General features: G+C 63.1%; 17 protein-coding genes. 12 read left to right on the forward strand and 5 right to left on the reverse strand.

Going from position 1 to position 14,132, the window contains the following annotated elements:
* Window positions 1-9 precede the first annotated feature (9 nt).
* Window positions 10-576 (forward strand): adenylate kinase, encoded by a 567-nt coding sequence (locus tag ACVZTU_RS05885; RefSeq protein ID WP_139468548.1) that lies wholly within the window; start codon window positions 10-12, stop codon window positions 574-576.
* Window positions 573-1,409, forward strand: coding sequence for a type I methionyl aminopeptidase (map, locus tag ACVZTU_RS05890; RefSeq protein ID WP_482401568.1), 837 nt, complete (start codon window positions 573-575; stop codon window positions 1,407-1,409). Before ACVZTU_RS05885 ends, map begins: the two co-directional genes overlap by 4 nt.
* Window positions 1,410-1,418: 9 nt before the next feature.
* Here the strand turns inward: map and ACVZTU_RS05895 are convergent, their stop codons facing one another.
* Entirely contained in the window at window positions 1,419-1,658 is a 240-nt protein-coding gene (locus tag ACVZTU_RS05895) for a hypothetical protein (protein WP_139468546.1), read from the reverse strand.
* 78 nt (window positions 1,659-1,736) lie between these two features.
* On the opposite strand from ACVZTU_RS05895, the gene ACVZTU_RS05900 reads away from it, so the two are divergent.
* Window positions 1,737-2,621, forward strand: coding sequence for a PaaX family transcriptional regulator (locus ACVZTU_RS05900; protein WP_139468545.1), 885 nt, complete (start codon window positions 1,737-1,739; stop codon window positions 2,619-2,621).
* A gap of 58 nt (window positions 2,622-2,679) precedes the next feature.
* Here the strand turns inward: ACVZTU_RS05900 and ACVZTU_RS05905 are convergent, their stop codons facing one another.
* On the reverse strand, window positions 2,680-3,825 hold the full coding sequence (locus tag ACVZTU_RS05905) for a MalY/PatB family protein (protein WP_139468544.1): 1,146 nt from the start codon (window positions 3,823-3,825) through the stop codon (window positions 2,680-2,682).
* Between the two features lie 367 nt (window positions 3,826-4,192).
* Here ACVZTU_RS05905 and infA point away from each other — a divergent pair, with 367 nt between their 5' ends.
* From infA to rplQ, 6 genes are all read left to right on the forward strand, one after another.
* Window positions 4,193-4,414 carry a translation initiation factor IF-1 gene (infA, locus tag ACVZTU_RS05910; RefSeq protein ID WP_009379245.1) on the forward strand — a complete coding sequence of 74 codons (222 nt, stop codon included), beginning with the start codon at window positions 4,193-4,195 and terminating at the stop codon, window positions 4,412-4,414.
* Between the two features lie 58 nt (window positions 4,415-4,472).
* Complete coding sequence (gene rpmJ / locus ACVZTU_RS05915; RefSeq protein WP_009884960.1) at window positions 4,473-4,586, forward strand: 50S ribosomal protein L36; 114 nt, start codon at window positions 4,473-4,475, stop codon at window positions 4,584-4,586.
* A gap of 212 nt (window positions 4,587-4,798) precedes the next feature.
* On the forward strand, window positions 4,799-5,167 hold the full coding sequence (gene rpsM / locus ACVZTU_RS05920) for a 30S ribosomal protein S13 (RefSeq protein WP_025777905.1): 369 nt from the start codon (window positions 4,799-4,801) through the stop codon (window positions 5,165-5,167).
* 51 nt (window positions 5,168-5,218) lie between these two features.
* A complete protein-coding gene (gene rpsK / locus ACVZTU_RS05925; RefSeq protein ID WP_025777904.1) occupies window positions 5,219-5,623 on the forward strand; it encodes a 30S ribosomal protein S11 in 405 nt (134 codons plus the stop codon).
* A 153-nt stretch (window positions 5,624-5,776) separates the two neighbouring features.
* Window positions 5,777-6,775: a DNA-directed RNA polymerase subunit alpha gene (locus ACVZTU_RS05930; protein ID WP_025777903.1), complete on the forward strand. Its 999-nt coding sequence runs from the start codon at window positions 5,777-5,779 to the stop codon at window positions 6,773-6,775.
* A gap of 23 nt (window positions 6,776-6,798) precedes the next feature.
* Complete coding sequence (gene rplQ, locus ACVZTU_RS05935; protein WP_482401569.1) at window positions 6,799-7,347, forward strand: 50S ribosomal protein L17; 549 nt, start codon at window positions 6,799-6,801, stop codon at window positions 7,345-7,347.
* A gap of 465 nt (window positions 7,348-7,812) precedes the next feature.
* Here the strand turns inward: rplQ and putP are convergent, their stop codons facing one another.
* Both putP and purU read right to left on the reverse strand, forming a co-directional pair.
* Window positions 7,813-9,333, reverse strand: coding sequence for a sodium/proline symporter PutP (putP, locus tag ACVZTU_RS05940; protein ID WP_482401570.1), 1,521 nt, complete (start codon window positions 9,331-9,333; stop codon window positions 7,813-7,815).
* Window positions 9,334-9,452: 119 nt separating this feature from the next.
* The gene (purU, locus tag ACVZTU_RS05945) at window positions 9,453-10,304 is read right to left on the reverse strand and encodes a formyltetrahydrofolate deformylase (protein WP_420095749.1); all 852 of its coding nucleotides are present in this window, start codon (window positions 10,302-10,304) and stop codon (window positions 9,453-9,455) included.
* 168 nt (window positions 10,305-10,472) lie between these two features.
* On the opposite strand from purU, the gene glyA reads away from it, so the two are divergent.
* Window positions 10,473-11,747 carry a serine hydroxymethyltransferase gene (gene glyA / locus ACVZTU_RS05950; protein ID WP_482401571.1) on the forward strand — a complete coding sequence of 425 codons (1,275 nt, stop codon included), beginning with the start codon at window positions 10,473-10,475 and terminating at the stop codon, window positions 11,745-11,747.
* Complete coding sequence (locus tag ACVZTU_RS05955) at window positions 11,747-12,628, forward strand: bifunctional methylenetetrahydrofolate dehydrogenase/methenyltetrahydrofolate cyclohydrolase (protein ID WP_172173581.1); 882 nt, start codon at window positions 11,747-11,749, stop codon at window positions 12,626-12,628. Before glyA ends, ACVZTU_RS05955 begins: the two co-directional genes overlap by 1 nt.
* A gap of 93 nt (window positions 12,629-12,721) precedes the next feature.
* Here ACVZTU_RS05955 and ACVZTU_RS05960 read toward each other — a convergent pair whose 3' ends face one another.
* Window positions 12,722-13,210, reverse strand: a complete 489-nt coding sequence (locus ACVZTU_RS05960) for a GNAT family N-acetyltransferase (protein WP_139468538.1) — start codon at window positions 13,208-13,210, stop codon at window positions 12,722-12,724.
* 86 nt (window positions 13,211-13,296) lie between these two features.
* Here ACVZTU_RS05960 and ACVZTU_RS05965 point away from each other — a divergent pair, with 86 nt between their 5' ends.
* A complete protein-coding gene (locus ACVZTU_RS05965) occupies window positions 13,297-14,112 on the forward strand; it encodes an exodeoxyribonuclease III (RefSeq protein ID WP_139907308.1) in 816 nt (271 codons plus the stop codon).
* Window positions 14,113-14,132: the final 20 nt, after the last annotated feature.

The following is a 14,132-nucleotide window of genomic DNA, read 5'->3' on the forward strand; positions in this document are numbered from 1 at the left end:
GGACACCTTATGAGTTCACGCATCATCCTGATCGGCCCTCCCGGAGCCGGCAAGGGCACCCAGGCCGCACGCCTGTCCGAGGCGCTCGGCGTCCCGGCCATCTCGACCGGAGACATCTTCCGGGCGAATGTGAAGGGTGAGACCGAACTGGGCAAGCTGGCCAAGCGCTACATGGATGCCGGCGAGTACGTGCCCGACGAGGTCACGAACTCGATGGTCGCAGATCGACTGGCACAGGATGACGCAGCCGAAGGCTTCCTCCTCGATGGGTATCCTCGCACCAGCGCCCAGGTCGACGAACTCGACAGGATCCTCGCTGCAGAGGATAAGGCGATCGAGCACGTGGTCGAGCTCACCGCCGACACCGACGAGGTCGTCGCTCGTCTCCTCGCGCGTGCTCAGACCGAAGGCCGCAGCGACGACAGCGAAGACGTCATCCGCCATCGCCTCGACGTCTACGAAGAGCAGACCCAACCGCTGACCGATATCTACCGCAGCCGCGGTCTGCTTCGCCAGGTCGACGGACTCGGCGAAGTCAACGACATCACCGAGCGCATCCTCTCGACCATTCGATGATCTTCGGACCACGTATCGAGCTGAAGACTCCCGCAGAGCTTGAGCTCATGCATCGGGCCGGGCAGCTGACAGCAGAAGTGCTCTCAGCGGCCCGGTCCGCGGCCGTTCCCGGAGCCTCCACCGCCGAGGCGGACGCCGCTGCGGAAGCCGTCATCGACGCCGCCGGCGCCCGCTCGAACTTCAAGGGCTATCAGGGATTCCCTGCGGTCGTGTGCATATCCGTGAACGAGGAGATCGTCCACGGCATCCCGGGATCCCGTGTCCTCAACGCCGGGGACATCGTGTCGATCGACGGCGGCGCCGTCGTCGACGGCTTTCACGGGGACTCGGCGCTGACGATGATCGTCGGCGGCGACGAAGCAGGCACTGCAGCCGACCGTGAGCTGTCGTCTGCCACCGAGGCGGCTATGTGGGCAGGCATCGCGGCATTCGCGACCGGTACGAAGGTCAGCGACATCGGCGACGCCATCGATGACTTCGTCTCCGAATCATTCCCCCACCTGGGCCTCGTCGAGGAATTCACCGGACACGGAATCGGCACCTCCATGCATATGGCGCCTGAGGTCCTCAACTACCGTGCACGCTCGAACGGCCCGAAGATCAAGCCCGGAATGTGCTTGGCGATCGAGCCGATGCTCACCACGGGAGGTGCGGACACGCGCACTCTCGCCGACGACTGGACTGTCGTGACGGCGGATGGGTCACGGGCGAGCCACTGGGAACACAGCGTGGCCCGCCATGACGGGGGAGTCTGGGTACTCACAGCCGCCGACGGGGGAGCGGCCGGGCTGGCGCCGTTCGGAATCACTCCCGTGGCTCCGAAAGACGCCTGAGGGGAGAACTCAGGCGGCCGGCATCTGCTTTCTCAGGGCAGACCTGCCGACGAAGTAGACTGCGGCGAAGGTTCCGGACGCCGCCATCAGTGCGAGTGCGAACATCCACGTGGCCGTCTCGGCGATGGTGAATCCGAAGATCTGGAATGCGCAGAAGGCGATGAAAGCCGTGATCGCTCCCGCCAGCAGTCCGGAGGTGCGGGCCGTCTGGTAGGCGCGCTGATCCAGTGTGTGCTTCTCGTCATCCATGTCGTGGCTCCTCGTCGCTTGGCTGCGATCTCGGTCCTGTCGGCACCGATCCTTGTGTCTTCACGGTAGAATCCGGCCATGACGAGTGTCCACAATGTCCCGAAACGTCGGACAGATGTGGGCGATCGGTATCGGATGACGCGGATCGCCTTCGACGTGGTCTCCGTTTTCGGGTGCCTGCAAGCCAGTGGACTGCCGGGACCCGTCATCGTCAGCGTGCTGCGTGAACACGGATATTCCTCCTCGAGCGTTCACAATCAGCTCGTACGGATGGTCCAACGTGGCATCATCAGCAGCGAACGAATCGGGCGGGTCTCCATCTACCGTCTGAGCGAACAGATCCTCTCAGATTTCGGTGACATCGCAGGCGATCACGTCTTCCCCGACTATGCGGGGCGCTTCCACACCATCGTGTATTCGGTTCCGGAAGCTGAACGCGGACTGCGCGACCGACTGCAGTACATTGCGCGGAGCTTGGGATACAGACAGCTGAGACCGGGAATCCTCATCGGCTTCGCAGACCAGTCCAGACTGCTCTCGAAGAGACTGCCCCACATCCCTGTTCCCGGCTGGTCAGAGGCAGGAGTGCTGACCCCCGAGTCCCTCGCGGCGGCACGCAGGATGACGACTCGGGCATTCGAACTCGACGCTGCTCTCGCCCAGCTGCCGCCTCTGGAAGAGCGCATGAACGCATTGAGTTCGGGGGGTTCGGCACCCGGCACGGGTTGCGCAGGGCTGAGCCTGGGAAGCTTCTTCGATCTGTACTACGACGTCGCCCGTGCAGTGATGACCCACCCGCTGCTGCCGGAAACTCTCGTCGACGGGACTCAGCCGGCTTTGCGGTTCCGTGCGCTGATGCGGCAGTGCAATCTCGAATACTATCTGCGCTTCGATCAGCTGATCCGCGAGTGCGCGGGAGCAAGCTCATCCTTCGAACTCATCGAATGGCTGCCCGAAGACTGATCAGTGTCGGGTGTGGAGGCCATTGGACATGTCGGTCAGAGGGCCCAGGGCATGGTGGTCAGAGTATCCGGGCGATCCTCTTGACCGCTTCGGTGAGCAGAGGTCGGGGGAGTGCGAAGTTGAAGCGGATATGTCCGGCCCCGACCTGTCCGCAGAGTCGACCTTCGGTCACGGCCACCGCGGCGCGGGATCGGATGTGATCGGACAGGTTCGACTCCAGTCCATAGCCGCGCAGATCCAGCCAGGCCAGATAAGTGCCTTCCGGTTCGATATAGGCGGCACCCGGCAGCAGTGACCCGACGAGATCGGTGAAGTGGTCGCGGTTGCCTTTGAGGTAGCCGGTGACTTCGCTCAGCCAGTCATTCGCATGCGTGTAGGCGGCGGTGGTGGCGAGTATCCCCGGGTTCGACGCGGCTCCGGAGACGAACTGTCCCTTCTTCGCCCAGACCTCACGGTCGCTGGGGGAGGTGAGGATGAGCTGGGCACATTTGAGGCCGGGGATGTTGAAGGCCTTCGACGCGGCTGTCGCGGTGGCGGTGTGGGCGGCGGTCGCCTCGGTGAGAGTGGCATACGGAATGTGCCGCGCGGGGGCGTAGACGACCGGTGCATGGATCTCATCGGAGAACACCCGGGCACCGGCCTTCTCCACGACGTCGGCGAGGGCCAGCAGTTCGGCCTCGGTGAAGACCTTGCCGATCGGATTGTGCGGATTGCACAGGACGAACGTGGCTCCGGGGGTCAGAACGGAGGCGATGGCATCGAGGTCGAATGACCAGCCGGACTCCGATCGCAGCATCGGGACTTCGATGAGCTCGCGGCCGGTCACTCGCGCGACATCGAAGAACGGCATATAAGCCGGTGTCGGCAGCACGATCGGAGTGTCGGGTGGGGTGAGGTGGGTGAGGACGCCGAGGAACGCAGCCAGCACATCACTGGCCGGTTCGATGTGACCGACGGGGATCCGCCAGCCGTAGTGCTCGGAGCAGAAACTCGAGGTCGCTGTTCTCAGGTCGGCGGTCAGGTCGGCGGGAGCGTAGCCGTAGAGGTCACGATCGTCGATGGTCTGCAGCGACTGCCGTACCGCGGGAGCCACCCCGAAGTCCATCTCGGCGATGAAGGCGCCGATGGAGCCGGGGAAGGACGACCACTTGCGGCCGCCCTTCGCGACAAGGGACTCCTCGGTGATGGCATCGAAATCGGACATCTCTGTGCTCCTTTTCGGGGACTGCGTCGGGTGCGGTTCTCACGCTAGCAGTCGGGGCGGCCGAGGTGCGCTCCATTCGTCGTCAGGGGACATGGGAACGGTGCGCCGCCTCGGCGAAGATGGGATTGTAAGGGACTTCGCGCTCAGAAGCGAACACCGTGTGGAAGATTCTTTCTCCGTAGTGTAGGGTTGATGATTGGTCTGTTCTCATTCAACTCACCCTTTTTCAGATGTGGGCGGCTTCTGCCATCCACTTCTTTTATGTGGTGACGAGGACTGCAGACCGAGGGGTCACCGGCATTGAGTCGGTGATACACGATTACGTCGAACGCGAAGGTTTCGCGGGAATACGAGGTTAGCGAACGATATGGCCAAAAAAGAAGGGGTCATTGAGATCGAAGGCACCGTTGTCGAGGCTCTGCCGAACGCATCGTTTCGGGTTGAGCTGAGCAACGGGCACAAGGTGCTCGCACATATCTCCGGAAAGATGCGTCAGCACTATATCCGCATCCTTCCCGAGGACCGGGTCATTGTGGAGCTGTCTCCATACGATCTCTCGCGCGGACGAATCGTTTACCGCTACAAGTAAGGATCTTCGATCATTCGCGTCCTGTCCGGCCGGGCAGGGACCGAAAGAAGGAAAAACGATGAAGGTTAAGCCCAGCGTCAAGAAGATCTGCGAGAACTGCCAGATTACCCGCCGTCACGGCCGGGTCATCGTCATCTGCTCCAACCCGCGCCACAAGCAGCGCCAGGGCTGAGCAGCTCGTTTCGAGCAGATCGAGGCTCCACAGCGGAGCCTCAGCAGCACCACACCCGCGCAAACCTCGCCATCTGCGTTCGGAGCCATGAGAAGTGAGAGCTTCCGGGGAACGGACACAGGACGATACCTCCGGTCGGGGGCCGGAGACCTTGGGAGACCAAGGACAGGTTTGCATCAGCACCTCCGAAACAACAACAGGAGACAGTACCCATGGCACGACTTGCCGGAGTCGACATCCCGCGCGAAAAGCGCGTGGAAGTCGCCTTGACTTACATCTATGGTGTGGGCCGCACCCGTGCGCGCCAGACCCTGACCGAAACGGGAATCAGCCCTGATACCCGTGTGAAGGACTTGAGCGACGCAGAGCTCGTCCAGCTGCGTGACTACATCGAGGGCACATTCCAGGTTGAGGGTGACCTCCGTCGTGAGGTGGCCGCCGATATCCGCCGCAAGGTCGAAATCGGAAGCTATGAAGGCCTGCGTCACCGCCGCGGTCTGCCGGTTCGCGGTCAGCGGACCAAGACGAATGCGCGTACCCGCAAGGGACCGAAGCGCACCGTGGCCGGTAAGAAGAAGTAACACGCTCACTCGGTTGGCTGAGGCCAACCACCTCGATCAGGAGTAGGACATATGCCTCCCAAGTCACGCGCCGCTACAGTGCGCAAGCCTCGCCGCAAGCTGAAGAAGAATATCGTTGCCGGCCAGGCCCACATCAAATCAACCTTCAACAACACCATCGTGTCGATCACTGATCCGACCGGTGCTGTCATCTCCTGGGCCTCCTCAGGTGAGATCGGCTTCAAGGGTTCGCGCAAGTCGACCCCGTACGCCGCTCAGATGGCTGCTGAATCGGCTGCTCGCCGGGCGCAGGAACACGGCCTGAAGAAGGTCGACGTGTTCGTCAAGGGGCCGGGCTCGGGCCGCGAGACCGCCATCCGTTCGCTGCAGGCCGCCGGCCTGGAACTGGGAACCATCCAGGATGTCACTCCCGTTCCGTTCAACGGCTGCCGTCCCCCCAAGCGCCGCCGCGGCTGATCCTTCCGTGGAACTGCAACGGATGACGGGTGAGATCCCGACATCGGTCGCAGAACGGATTCCCAGATAACCCGAACCGTTCTTCATGGCCTTTGTGGCCATGACGTGCAGTGCGAACGTCATATAGCGGATGTTCGCTGAAAGGAAGCCCACGTGCTCATTGCACAGCGCCCAACGCTCACGGAAGAAGTCGTCTCCGATAACCGCTCACGGTTCGCCATCGAACCGCTCGAGCCCGGATTCGGCTACACCCTCGGCAACTCGCTTCGCCGGACCCTGCTGTCCTCGATCCCTGGTGCCGCCGTCACGTCCATCCGGATCGACGGAGTGCTCCACGAGTTCAGCACCGTGCCGGGAGTCAAAGAGGATGTCACAGAATTCATCCTCAACCTGAAGTCCCTGGTCGTATCGTCCGAATTCGACGAACCGGTCGTCGCCTACCTGCGCAAGCAGGGACCTGGCACCGTGACCGCTGCCGATGTCTCTGCTCCTGCCGGGGTCGAGATCCACAATCCGGACCTGCACATCGCCACACTGAATGGTGAGGGTCGTCTGGACATGGAACTGACCATCGAACGTGGACGCGGATACGTTTCGAGCGCTCAGAACAAGAACGCGGATGCAGAGATCGGCCGGATTCCGGTCGATTCGATCTACTCTCCGGTTCTCAAGGTCACCTACAAGGTCGAAGCCACGCGTGTCGAACAGCGCACCGACTTCGATCGTCTGGTCCTCGACGTCGAAACCAAGCCCTCGATGACCCCGCGCGATGCCATCGCATCTGCGGGCAAGACCCTGGTCGAACTCTTCGGCCTGGCTCGAGAGCTCAACGTCGAAGCTGAAGGCATCGAGATCGGACCCTCGCCTGTGGACGCGGCACTCGCCGCCGACCTGGCGCTGGCGATCGAAGATCTCGACCTGACCGTGCGCTCCTACAACTGCCTCAAGCGCGAAGGCATCCACACCGTCGGCGAACTCGTTGCTCGCAGCGAAGCCGACCTGATGGATATCCGCAACTTTGGTTCGAAGTCGATCGACGAGGTCAAGGCGAAGCTCAACGAGCTCGGCCTGAGCCTCAAGGACAGTCCTGCCGGGTTCGAAGCCGGTCTCGTTGATGAGGACCAGTCCTACGTCGAAGACGAACAGTACTGATTAAGACCTAGGAGTAACTGACAATGCCAACCCCAACCAAGGGTCCCCGCCTCGGCGGTTCGCCCACACACGAGCGCATGATGCTCAACAACCTGGCAGCCCAGCTGTTCGAGCACAAGCAGATCAAGACGACTGTGACGAAGGCCAAGCGCCTGCGTCCGGTTGCCGAGCGCATGATCACGAACGCCAAGAAGGGTGACCTGGCCGCACGTCGTCGCGTGCTCGGCCAGATCTCCGACAAGTCGATCGTGCACGAGCTCTTCACCTCGATCGCCGAAACGATGGCCGAGCGTCCCGGTGGATACACCCGTATCACCAAGATCGGCCCCCGTCCCGGCGACAACGCCCCGATGGCCGTCATCGAACTGGTCCTCGAGCCCTACTCGCCGAAGCAGGCAACCGTGAAGGAAGCCGAACAGGCCACCGCCGCTGCCGCTCCGGCAGAAGAGGCACCGGCTGAGGCTGAGGTCGTCGACGAGGCTCCGGCCGAAGACGCCGCAGTCGAGGCAGAGTCAGCCGAGGCTGACGCCGAGACCGCTGAAGAGTCCAACGAGGCTGCCGAGGAGAAGTAAGCTCCTCGACCGACTGACGGCTCGGATCTCCGCAGCCGTGAGTCACACACTTCAGGCGGGCACCGACACAGGTGCCCGCCTGAAGTGTATTCACCGCTGGCGCGGGGATCGACAAGCACGTGCAGGCCGCCTCGGTGGGGTCAGTTTTCACGCACCTGTCCGACCACCTCGGCGTGAATGATTGCTCTTCGTTCCAATCATCGGTTTCGATTCAGATGATTGGAACGAGGAGCGATTACTCCGGTACGCAACCTGAGGCTCTCAACGCAATGTGATGTCACCGCATGAGTGACCGGCGCCCCGTCTGATCGGGCAGGCGTCTGCAGACGTACCGCGATCCGTTCAGTGCACGGACGGTGGGCAAGCCATGGGTCATACTGACGGCTCGATATGACGAAGGCCGGGGCACGATCGTGCCCTGGCCTTCGGTCAGTTCGCGTCGACTCTCACATCACGAGTCTGTTCTCACTTCACGCGGGAGAGTTCCACGGATTCTTCGAACTCGATGTCAGAGGCCTCATCGTGCTTGTAGGTGAAGCGACTGACGACCACGGCGACGATGAGGTTGACGATGAAGCCGGGAATGATCTCGTAGATCGAATCCGTCATCGGGGTGCTCACCTGGCCCCAGACGAAGGCCACGACCGCGCCGGAGAGCAGACCGAACAGGGCGCCCCAGTTGCTCAGACGCTTCCAGAACAGAGTGAGCAGGACGATCGGCCCGAAGGAGGCGCCGAAGCCTGCCCACGCGAAGGCGACGAGGTCGAGGATGCTGTTCGATGGTGAGATCGCGAGGACGACCGCGATGACGGCGACGACGAGCACGCCGAGGCGGCCGAGCAGTACGTAGGTCTTGTCCTGCAGCGTCCTCGTGGATCCGGTGCTCAGGGCGACGATCTTGAACAGATCCTCGATGAGCGCTGACGACGTGACGACGAGCTGCGAGGAGATCGTCGACATGATGGCTGCCAGCACCGCAGCCAAGACGAGGCCGGCGATGAACGGGTGGAAGAGGATCTGCGCGAGGTCGAGGAAGACGGTTTCGGCGTCTGCGGGTTCCATATCCGCGTGCTGAGAGAAGTAGGAGATGCCGACGATGGCGGTGGCGACGGCACCGAGCGCCGAGATCGCCATCCAGCCGACGCCGATGCGCCGAGCGACGGTGGCATCGGCGGGAGTGCGCAGGGCCATGAAGCGCACGATGATGTGCGGCTGGCCGAAGTAGCCCAGTCCCCAGGCCAGGGCGGACACGATCGACGCGATCGTCGCGAAGGTCCAGAATTCGTCTGAGCCGAAGAGGCTGAGCAGACCGGGATCGATTTCGGTGACGTTGTTGACTACCGTCGTCGGCCCGCCGGCGTTGATGACGGCGACGATCGGCACAGCCACCAGAGCAGCGAACATCAGCAGACCCTGGGCGACATCCGTGAGAGTCGCGCCGAGGAATCCGCCGAAGAGGGTGTAGATCATCGTGATCGCTGCGACGAGGAGCATTCCACCGAGGTAGTTGAGTCCGAAGCTCGACTCGAAGAATTTGCCGGCCGCCACCATGCCCGACGAGACGTAGAAGGTGAAGAAGACCAGAATGATGATGCCGCAGACGATGCGCAGCAGTCGTGTCCGGTCTTTGAGCCGCTGTTCGAAGAAGCTGGGGATCGTGATCGAGTCGCCGGCCTTCTCCGTGAACGCACGCAGGCGAGGCGCGACGATCTTCCAGTTGACCCAGGCGCCGACGGTCAGGCCGATAGCGATCCAGGCTTCGATGAGCCCGGAGACGTAGATGGCGCCGGGCAGACCCATGAGCAGCCACCCCGACATATCGGAGGCGCCGGCGCTCAGCGCGGCAACGCTGGGTCGCAGTCCACGTCCCGCGAGCATGTAGTCGTCGAGGTTGTTCTTCGTCTTGCGGTAGGCAAACCAGCCGATGGCCAGCATGCCGATGAAGTAGAGGACGATCGCGATCGTGCGGAAAGTGGTTTCCGACATTTGAGCTCAGCTCCTTCGATAGGCCGAGCCGACCTTACAGGACAAGAGGTCGCAGGTGTGAATTTCCTGTGCACCTCCTTGTTGCGAGAGTACACAGCGACACTGCTGGAGCGGCAGGCTCAGTCGAAGACGACGGTGCGATGGCCGTCCATGAGCACGCGGCCTTCGGCATGCCAAGCGACGGCCCGAGCGAGCACGGCCGCTTCGACGTCCTGACCGTGCCGGACGAAATCGGCGATCGCCTGATTGTGATCGACGCGGGCCACATCCTGTTCGATGATCGGCCCCTCGTCGAGGTCACTGGTGACGTAGTGGGCAGTCGCGCCGATGATCTTCACGCCTCGGGCATGCGCCTGATGGTAGGGCTTTGCGCCCTTGAAGCTCGGCAGGAACGAATGGTGGATATTGATGACCCGGCCCTCGAGGCGGGCGCAGAGGTCGGGGGAGAGGATCTGCATGTATCGGGCCAAGACGATGAGTTCGACCTCGAGGTCATCGACGAGAGTCGAGAGCCTCGCCTCGGCGTCGGCCTTCGTCTCCCGGGTGATCGGAATATGGTGGAAATCGTGGCCGTGGAACTCGGCGAGCGGACGCAGATCGGCATGGTTGCCGGCGACGCCGACGATGTCGATGGGCAGCTGACCGGCCGAATGCCGGAACAGCAGAGTGTTGAGGCAGTGCGCGGCCTTGGACACCATGATCAGGGTGCGGGTCTTCTTCTCCACCGGTTGCAGGCTCACAGTCATCGCGAACCGGGGAGCCACCTCGGCGAGTGCCTCTTCCACGGTCTGGGCCGTGGTCTCTGCAGGCGTCGAGAACTGCAGGCGCAGGAAGAACTGACGAGAATCGGGGGAGGAGAACTGCTGGGATTCGGTGATGTTGCCGCCCAGGCCCGCGAGCACCCCGGTCACGGCGTGGACGATGCCGGTCGAATCGGGGCAGGTGACTCTCAGGATCCATTCGCAGCTCATGGACTCGATCCTAATCGGTGGCTGCGCTCAACGCCCACTCCGAGTCGGCATCCGGATGGCGGTCGCGGCCCCGGAAGCAGGTGGCGTCGCTGTTAGCATGGTGCCGGGTGACGGCCGCGGTTTGCGCGCTGCCTCGCTCCCATCATCGGATGCCACAGGAGAGTACTCATGACCGAAAACTCGATGCAGGCTTCGCTTGCCGACATCGACCCGCAGATTGCCGAAGTCCTCGACCTCGAGCTGGGCCGCCAGCGGTCGACGCTCGAGATGATCGCCTCGGAGAATTTCGTCCCGCGCGCCGTGCTGGAAGCACAGGGGTCGGTGCTGACGAACAAGTACGCCGAGGGGTATCCCGGCAAGCGCTACTACGGCGGCTGCGAATACGTCGACGTCGCGGAGAACCTCGCCATCGACCGCGCCAAGAGCCTCTTCGGCGCCGACTACGCGAACGTCCAGCCCCATTCCGGTGCCTCGGCCAACGCCGCTGTCATGCACGCTCTGGCCCGTCAGGGTGACAAGATGCTCGGGCTGTCCCTGGCCCATGGCGGGCACCTCACCCACGGTATGAAGATCAACTTCTCCGGACGCCTCTACGATGTCGCCTCCTACGAGGTCGACCCCGATACCTACCGCATCGATATGGACAAGGTGCGCGAGAAGACTCTCGAACACCGCCCCGAGGTCATCGTCGCCGGCTGGTCGGCCTACCCTCGTCAGCTGGACTTCCAGGCCTTCCGCGATATCGCCGACGAAGTCGGTGCGAAGCTGTGGGTCGATATGGCCCACTTCGCCGGACTCGTCGCCGCCGGTCTGCACCCGAACCCGGTGCCGTTCGCCGATGTGGTGTCCTCGACGGTGCACAAGACCATCGGCGGGCCCCGGTCCGGTTTCATCCTCGGCAAGGAGGAGTACGCGAAGAAGCTCAACTCCGCCGTGTTCCCGGGACAGCAGGGTGGACCGCTCATGCATGTCATCGCCGCGAAAGCCGTGGCGTTCAAGCTCGCGGCCTCTGCCGAGTTCAAGGAACGTCAGGAACGCACCGTGCGCGGTGCTCAGATCCTGGCTGAGCGCCTGCTGGCCTCCGACGTCGCTGACGCCGGAGCCACCGTGCTCACCGGCGGCACAGATGCCCACCTCGTGCTCGTCGACCTGCGCAACTCCGCCCTCGACGGACAGCAGGCCGAAGATCTTCTGCACTCGGTCGGCATCACCGTCAACCGCAATGCCGTGCCCTTCGACCCGCGTCCGCCGATGGTCACCTCGGGGCTGCGCATCGGCACCCCGGCACTGGCCACCCGCGGATTCGGCGACAACGAATTCACCGAGGTCGCTGACGTCATCGCCGAGGCGCTCAAGCCCGGTGCCGACGTCGAGGCACTCGCCTCACGCGTGAAGAAGCTGAGCGACGACTTCCCCCTCTACGAAGGACTGGAGCAGTACTGATGGGTGCACAGATCCTCGACGGCAGAGCCTGCGCGAAGCAGATCAAGGCTGAACTCACCGAGGCGGTGGCGACCCTGGCAGAATCCGGAATCGTTCCGGGCCTCGGCACAGTGCTGGTGGGGGAGGACCCCGGTTCGAAGTGGTACGTCGCGGGCAAGCACCGTGACTGTGCCGAGGTCGGAATCAGTTCGATCCGCCGCGACTTGCCCGAGTCGGTAAGCCAGGAAGAGCTGCTGGCGGTCATCGACGAGCTCAACAAAGATGACGCCTGCACTGGCTACATCGTGCAGCTTCCGCTGCCGGACCATATCGACACGGACACGATCCTCGAAGCCATCGATCCGGCTAAGGACGCCGACGGCCTGCATCCGACCAACCTCGGCCGACTCGTGCTCAACGTGAACTCGGAGATCACCACTCCGCTGCCGTGCACTCCGCGCGGTGTCATCGAGCTGATCACCCGCAACGGCATCGATCTGGCCGGCAAGCATGTCGTGGTCATCGGTCGCGGGGTCACCGTGGGCCGGTCCATCGGTGCACTGCTGACTCGGCGTGAGCACAATGCGACCGTGACTCTGACGCACACCGGTACGCGCAATCTTGATGAGCTGTTGGCTCAGGCCGATGTCATCGTCGCGGCCGCCGGGGCGGCTCGCATCGTGAAGGCGGAGGCGGTCAAACCCGGAGCGATCGTCCTCGACGTGGGAGTCTCGCGTGAGACGGACCCGGAGACGGGGAAGTCGAAGATCGTCGGAGACGTGGATCCGGCGGTCGCCGAGGTGGCGTCCTGGGTCTCACCGAACCCCGGAGGCGTCGGACCGATGACTCGAGCCCTGCTGCTCAAGAATGTCGTCGACACCGCCCAACGCTCAGCCAACTGACCCCTATTACTACCTGACGGCGGCCCAGCAACCTCGCGCGAGGTTGCTGGGCCGCCGTCAGGTAGTTCTGGGAGGGTGGGCGGTGCCGGGTGCTCAGTCCTCGGGGAACTTGAGCTCGAAGAAGACGCGCGGGTTGCCCGGGCCGGCATAGTCCTCGATGAGCTCTCCGCTGAAGCCCATGGAGGAGTGGAACGAGATCGCACCCGAGGACTCCGGCATCGTCGTCGCCTGAACCGAGGAGGCACCGAGCTGACGGGAATGGTCGATGAAGTGCTGGTAGAGATGACGGCCGATTCCCTGGTGACGGAAATCCGACCGCGCTGCCACCAGGTGGATGTAGGCAGGACCATCATGGGGAATGACGCCGAGCAGGTATCCGACGATCTCCGAACGGTAGCGGGCGACGAGCCCCGAGGTGACGAACTGACGGAACCAGTAGGCATCATGGTCACCGCTGAGATCGCGGTCTCCCCAGAAGTTGGCTTGGGCGTCGAGCAGGAATTCGCGCATCTCGCGGGCGTCGACCTCATCGAGCGGACTGATGCTCAGCTGCTCGGTGTCGATAGTTTCGTCAACGGCCATTGCGCCTCCTGATGTGTTCGTACTTACCCTCACTCTATAACGCCCCGTCCCGGAAGAATAGTGCGCTCCATGTCATCATAGATCACATGATTCGGATTGCTTCAGTCAACGTCAACGGAGTCCGCGCAGCATGGCGAAAGGGGATGCCCACCTGGGTCGATGCAGCGAAACCGGACTTCATCACCCTCCAAGAAGTGCGCGCCGCGAACGATATCGCGCACGGTGTCCTTGCCGACACCGGATACACCACGATCAGCCATGATGCCGAGGCGAAGGGCCGCGCCGGCGTCGCCGTGATGGCCCGCACCGAACCCGAGGCGGTGCGCGAAGGACTCGGCGACGACGGTTACTTCGACCGGGCCGGACGCTGGGTGGAGACGGACTTCCGCCTCGGCGACGGATCGCTTCTGACCCTTGTGTCCGCGTACGTCCATTCCGGTGAGGCCGACACCCCCAAACAGGACGACAAGTACCGGTTCCTCGACCGCATGATCGAACGGATGCCGCAGCTGGCGAAGACCGCCGACCATGTGCTCATCACCGGCGACCTCAACGTCTGCCACACCGAACGCGACCTAAAGAACTGGAAAGCCAACCGGAAGAAGTCCGGATTCCTCCCGGAGGAACGAGCCTACTTCGACAAGTTCTTCGGTGAGATCGGCTATGTTGACGTCCACCGCGAACTCAGCGGCGATATCGACGGGCCCTACACCTGGTGGTCGATGCGCGGTCAGGCCTTTGACAACGACACAGGATGGCGCATCGACTATCAGATGGCCACTCCGGCCCTGGCCGAAACCGCGGTCAAGGCCACCGTGGACAAAGCCGACAGCTGGGCCGAACGCTGGTCGGACCACGCTCCGCTGGTCATCGACTACGACCTCCCGTCCGTCCAGGCCTGACCGCAGACCGAACGACAGAC

Source organism: Brevibacterium sp. OS20, assembly GCF_056837565.1.

Bases quoted from the DNA above. Each gene is read 5' to 3' on its own strand.
- ACVZTU_RS05885 (WP_139468548.1), top strand. From the start codon at position 10: ATGAGTTCACGCATCATCCTGATCGGCCCTCCCGGAGCCGGCAAGGGC.
- map (WP_482401568.1), top strand. From the start codon at position 573: ATGATCTTCGGACCACGTATCGAGCTGAAGACTCCCGCAGAGCTTGAG.
- ACVZTU_RS05895 (WP_139468546.1), bottom strand. From the start codon at position 1,658: ATGGATGACGAGAAGCACACACTGGATCAGCGCGCCTACCAGACGGCC.
- ACVZTU_RS05900 (WP_139468545.1), top strand. From the start codon at position 1,737: ATGACGAGTGTCCACAATGTCCCGAAACGTCGGACAGATGTGGGCGAT.
- ACVZTU_RS05905 (WP_139468544.1), bottom strand. From the start codon at position 3,825: ATGTCCGATTTCGATGCCATCACCGAGGAGTCCCTTGTCGCGAAGGGC.
- infA (WP_009379245.1), top strand. From the start codon at position 4,193: ATGGCCAAAAAAGAAGGGGTCATTGAGATCGAAGGCACCGTTGTCGAG.
- rpmJ (WP_009884960.1), top strand. From the start codon at position 4,473: ATGAAGGTTAAGCCCAGCGTCAAGAAGATCTGCGAGAACTGCCAGATT.
- rpsM (WP_025777905.1), top strand. From the start codon at position 4,799: ATGGCACGACTTGCCGGAGTCGACATCCCGCGCGAAAAGCGCGTGGAA.
- rpsK (WP_025777904.1), top strand. From the start codon at position 5,219: ATGCCTCCCAAGTCACGCGCCGCTACAGTGCGCAAGCCTCGCCGCAAG.
- rplQ (WP_482401569.1), top strand. From the start codon at position 6,799: ATGCCAACCCCAACCAAGGGTCCCCGCCTCGGCGGTTCGCCCACACAC.
- putP (WP_482401570.1), bottom strand. From the start codon at position 9,333: ATGTCGGAAACCACTTTCCGCACGATCGCGATCGTCCTCTACTTCATC.
- purU (WP_420095749.1), bottom strand. From the start codon at position 10,304: ATGAGCTGCGAATGGATCCTGAGAGTCACCTGCCCCGATTCGACCGGC.
- glyA (WP_482401571.1), top strand. From the start codon at position 10,473: ATGACCGAAAACTCGATGCAGGCTTCGCTTGCCGACATCGACCCGCAG.
- ACVZTU_RS05955 (WP_172173581.1), top strand. From the start codon at position 11,747: ATGGGTGCACAGATCCTCGACGGCAGAGCCTGCGCGAAGCAGATCAAG.
- ACVZTU_RS05960 (WP_139468538.1), bottom strand. From the start codon at position 13,210: ATGGCCGTTGACGAAACTATCGACACCGAGCAGCTGAGCATCAGTCCG.
- ACVZTU_RS05965 (WP_139907308.1), top strand. From the start codon at position 13,297: ATGATTCGGATTGCTTCAGTCAACGTCAACGGAGTCCGCGCAGCATGG.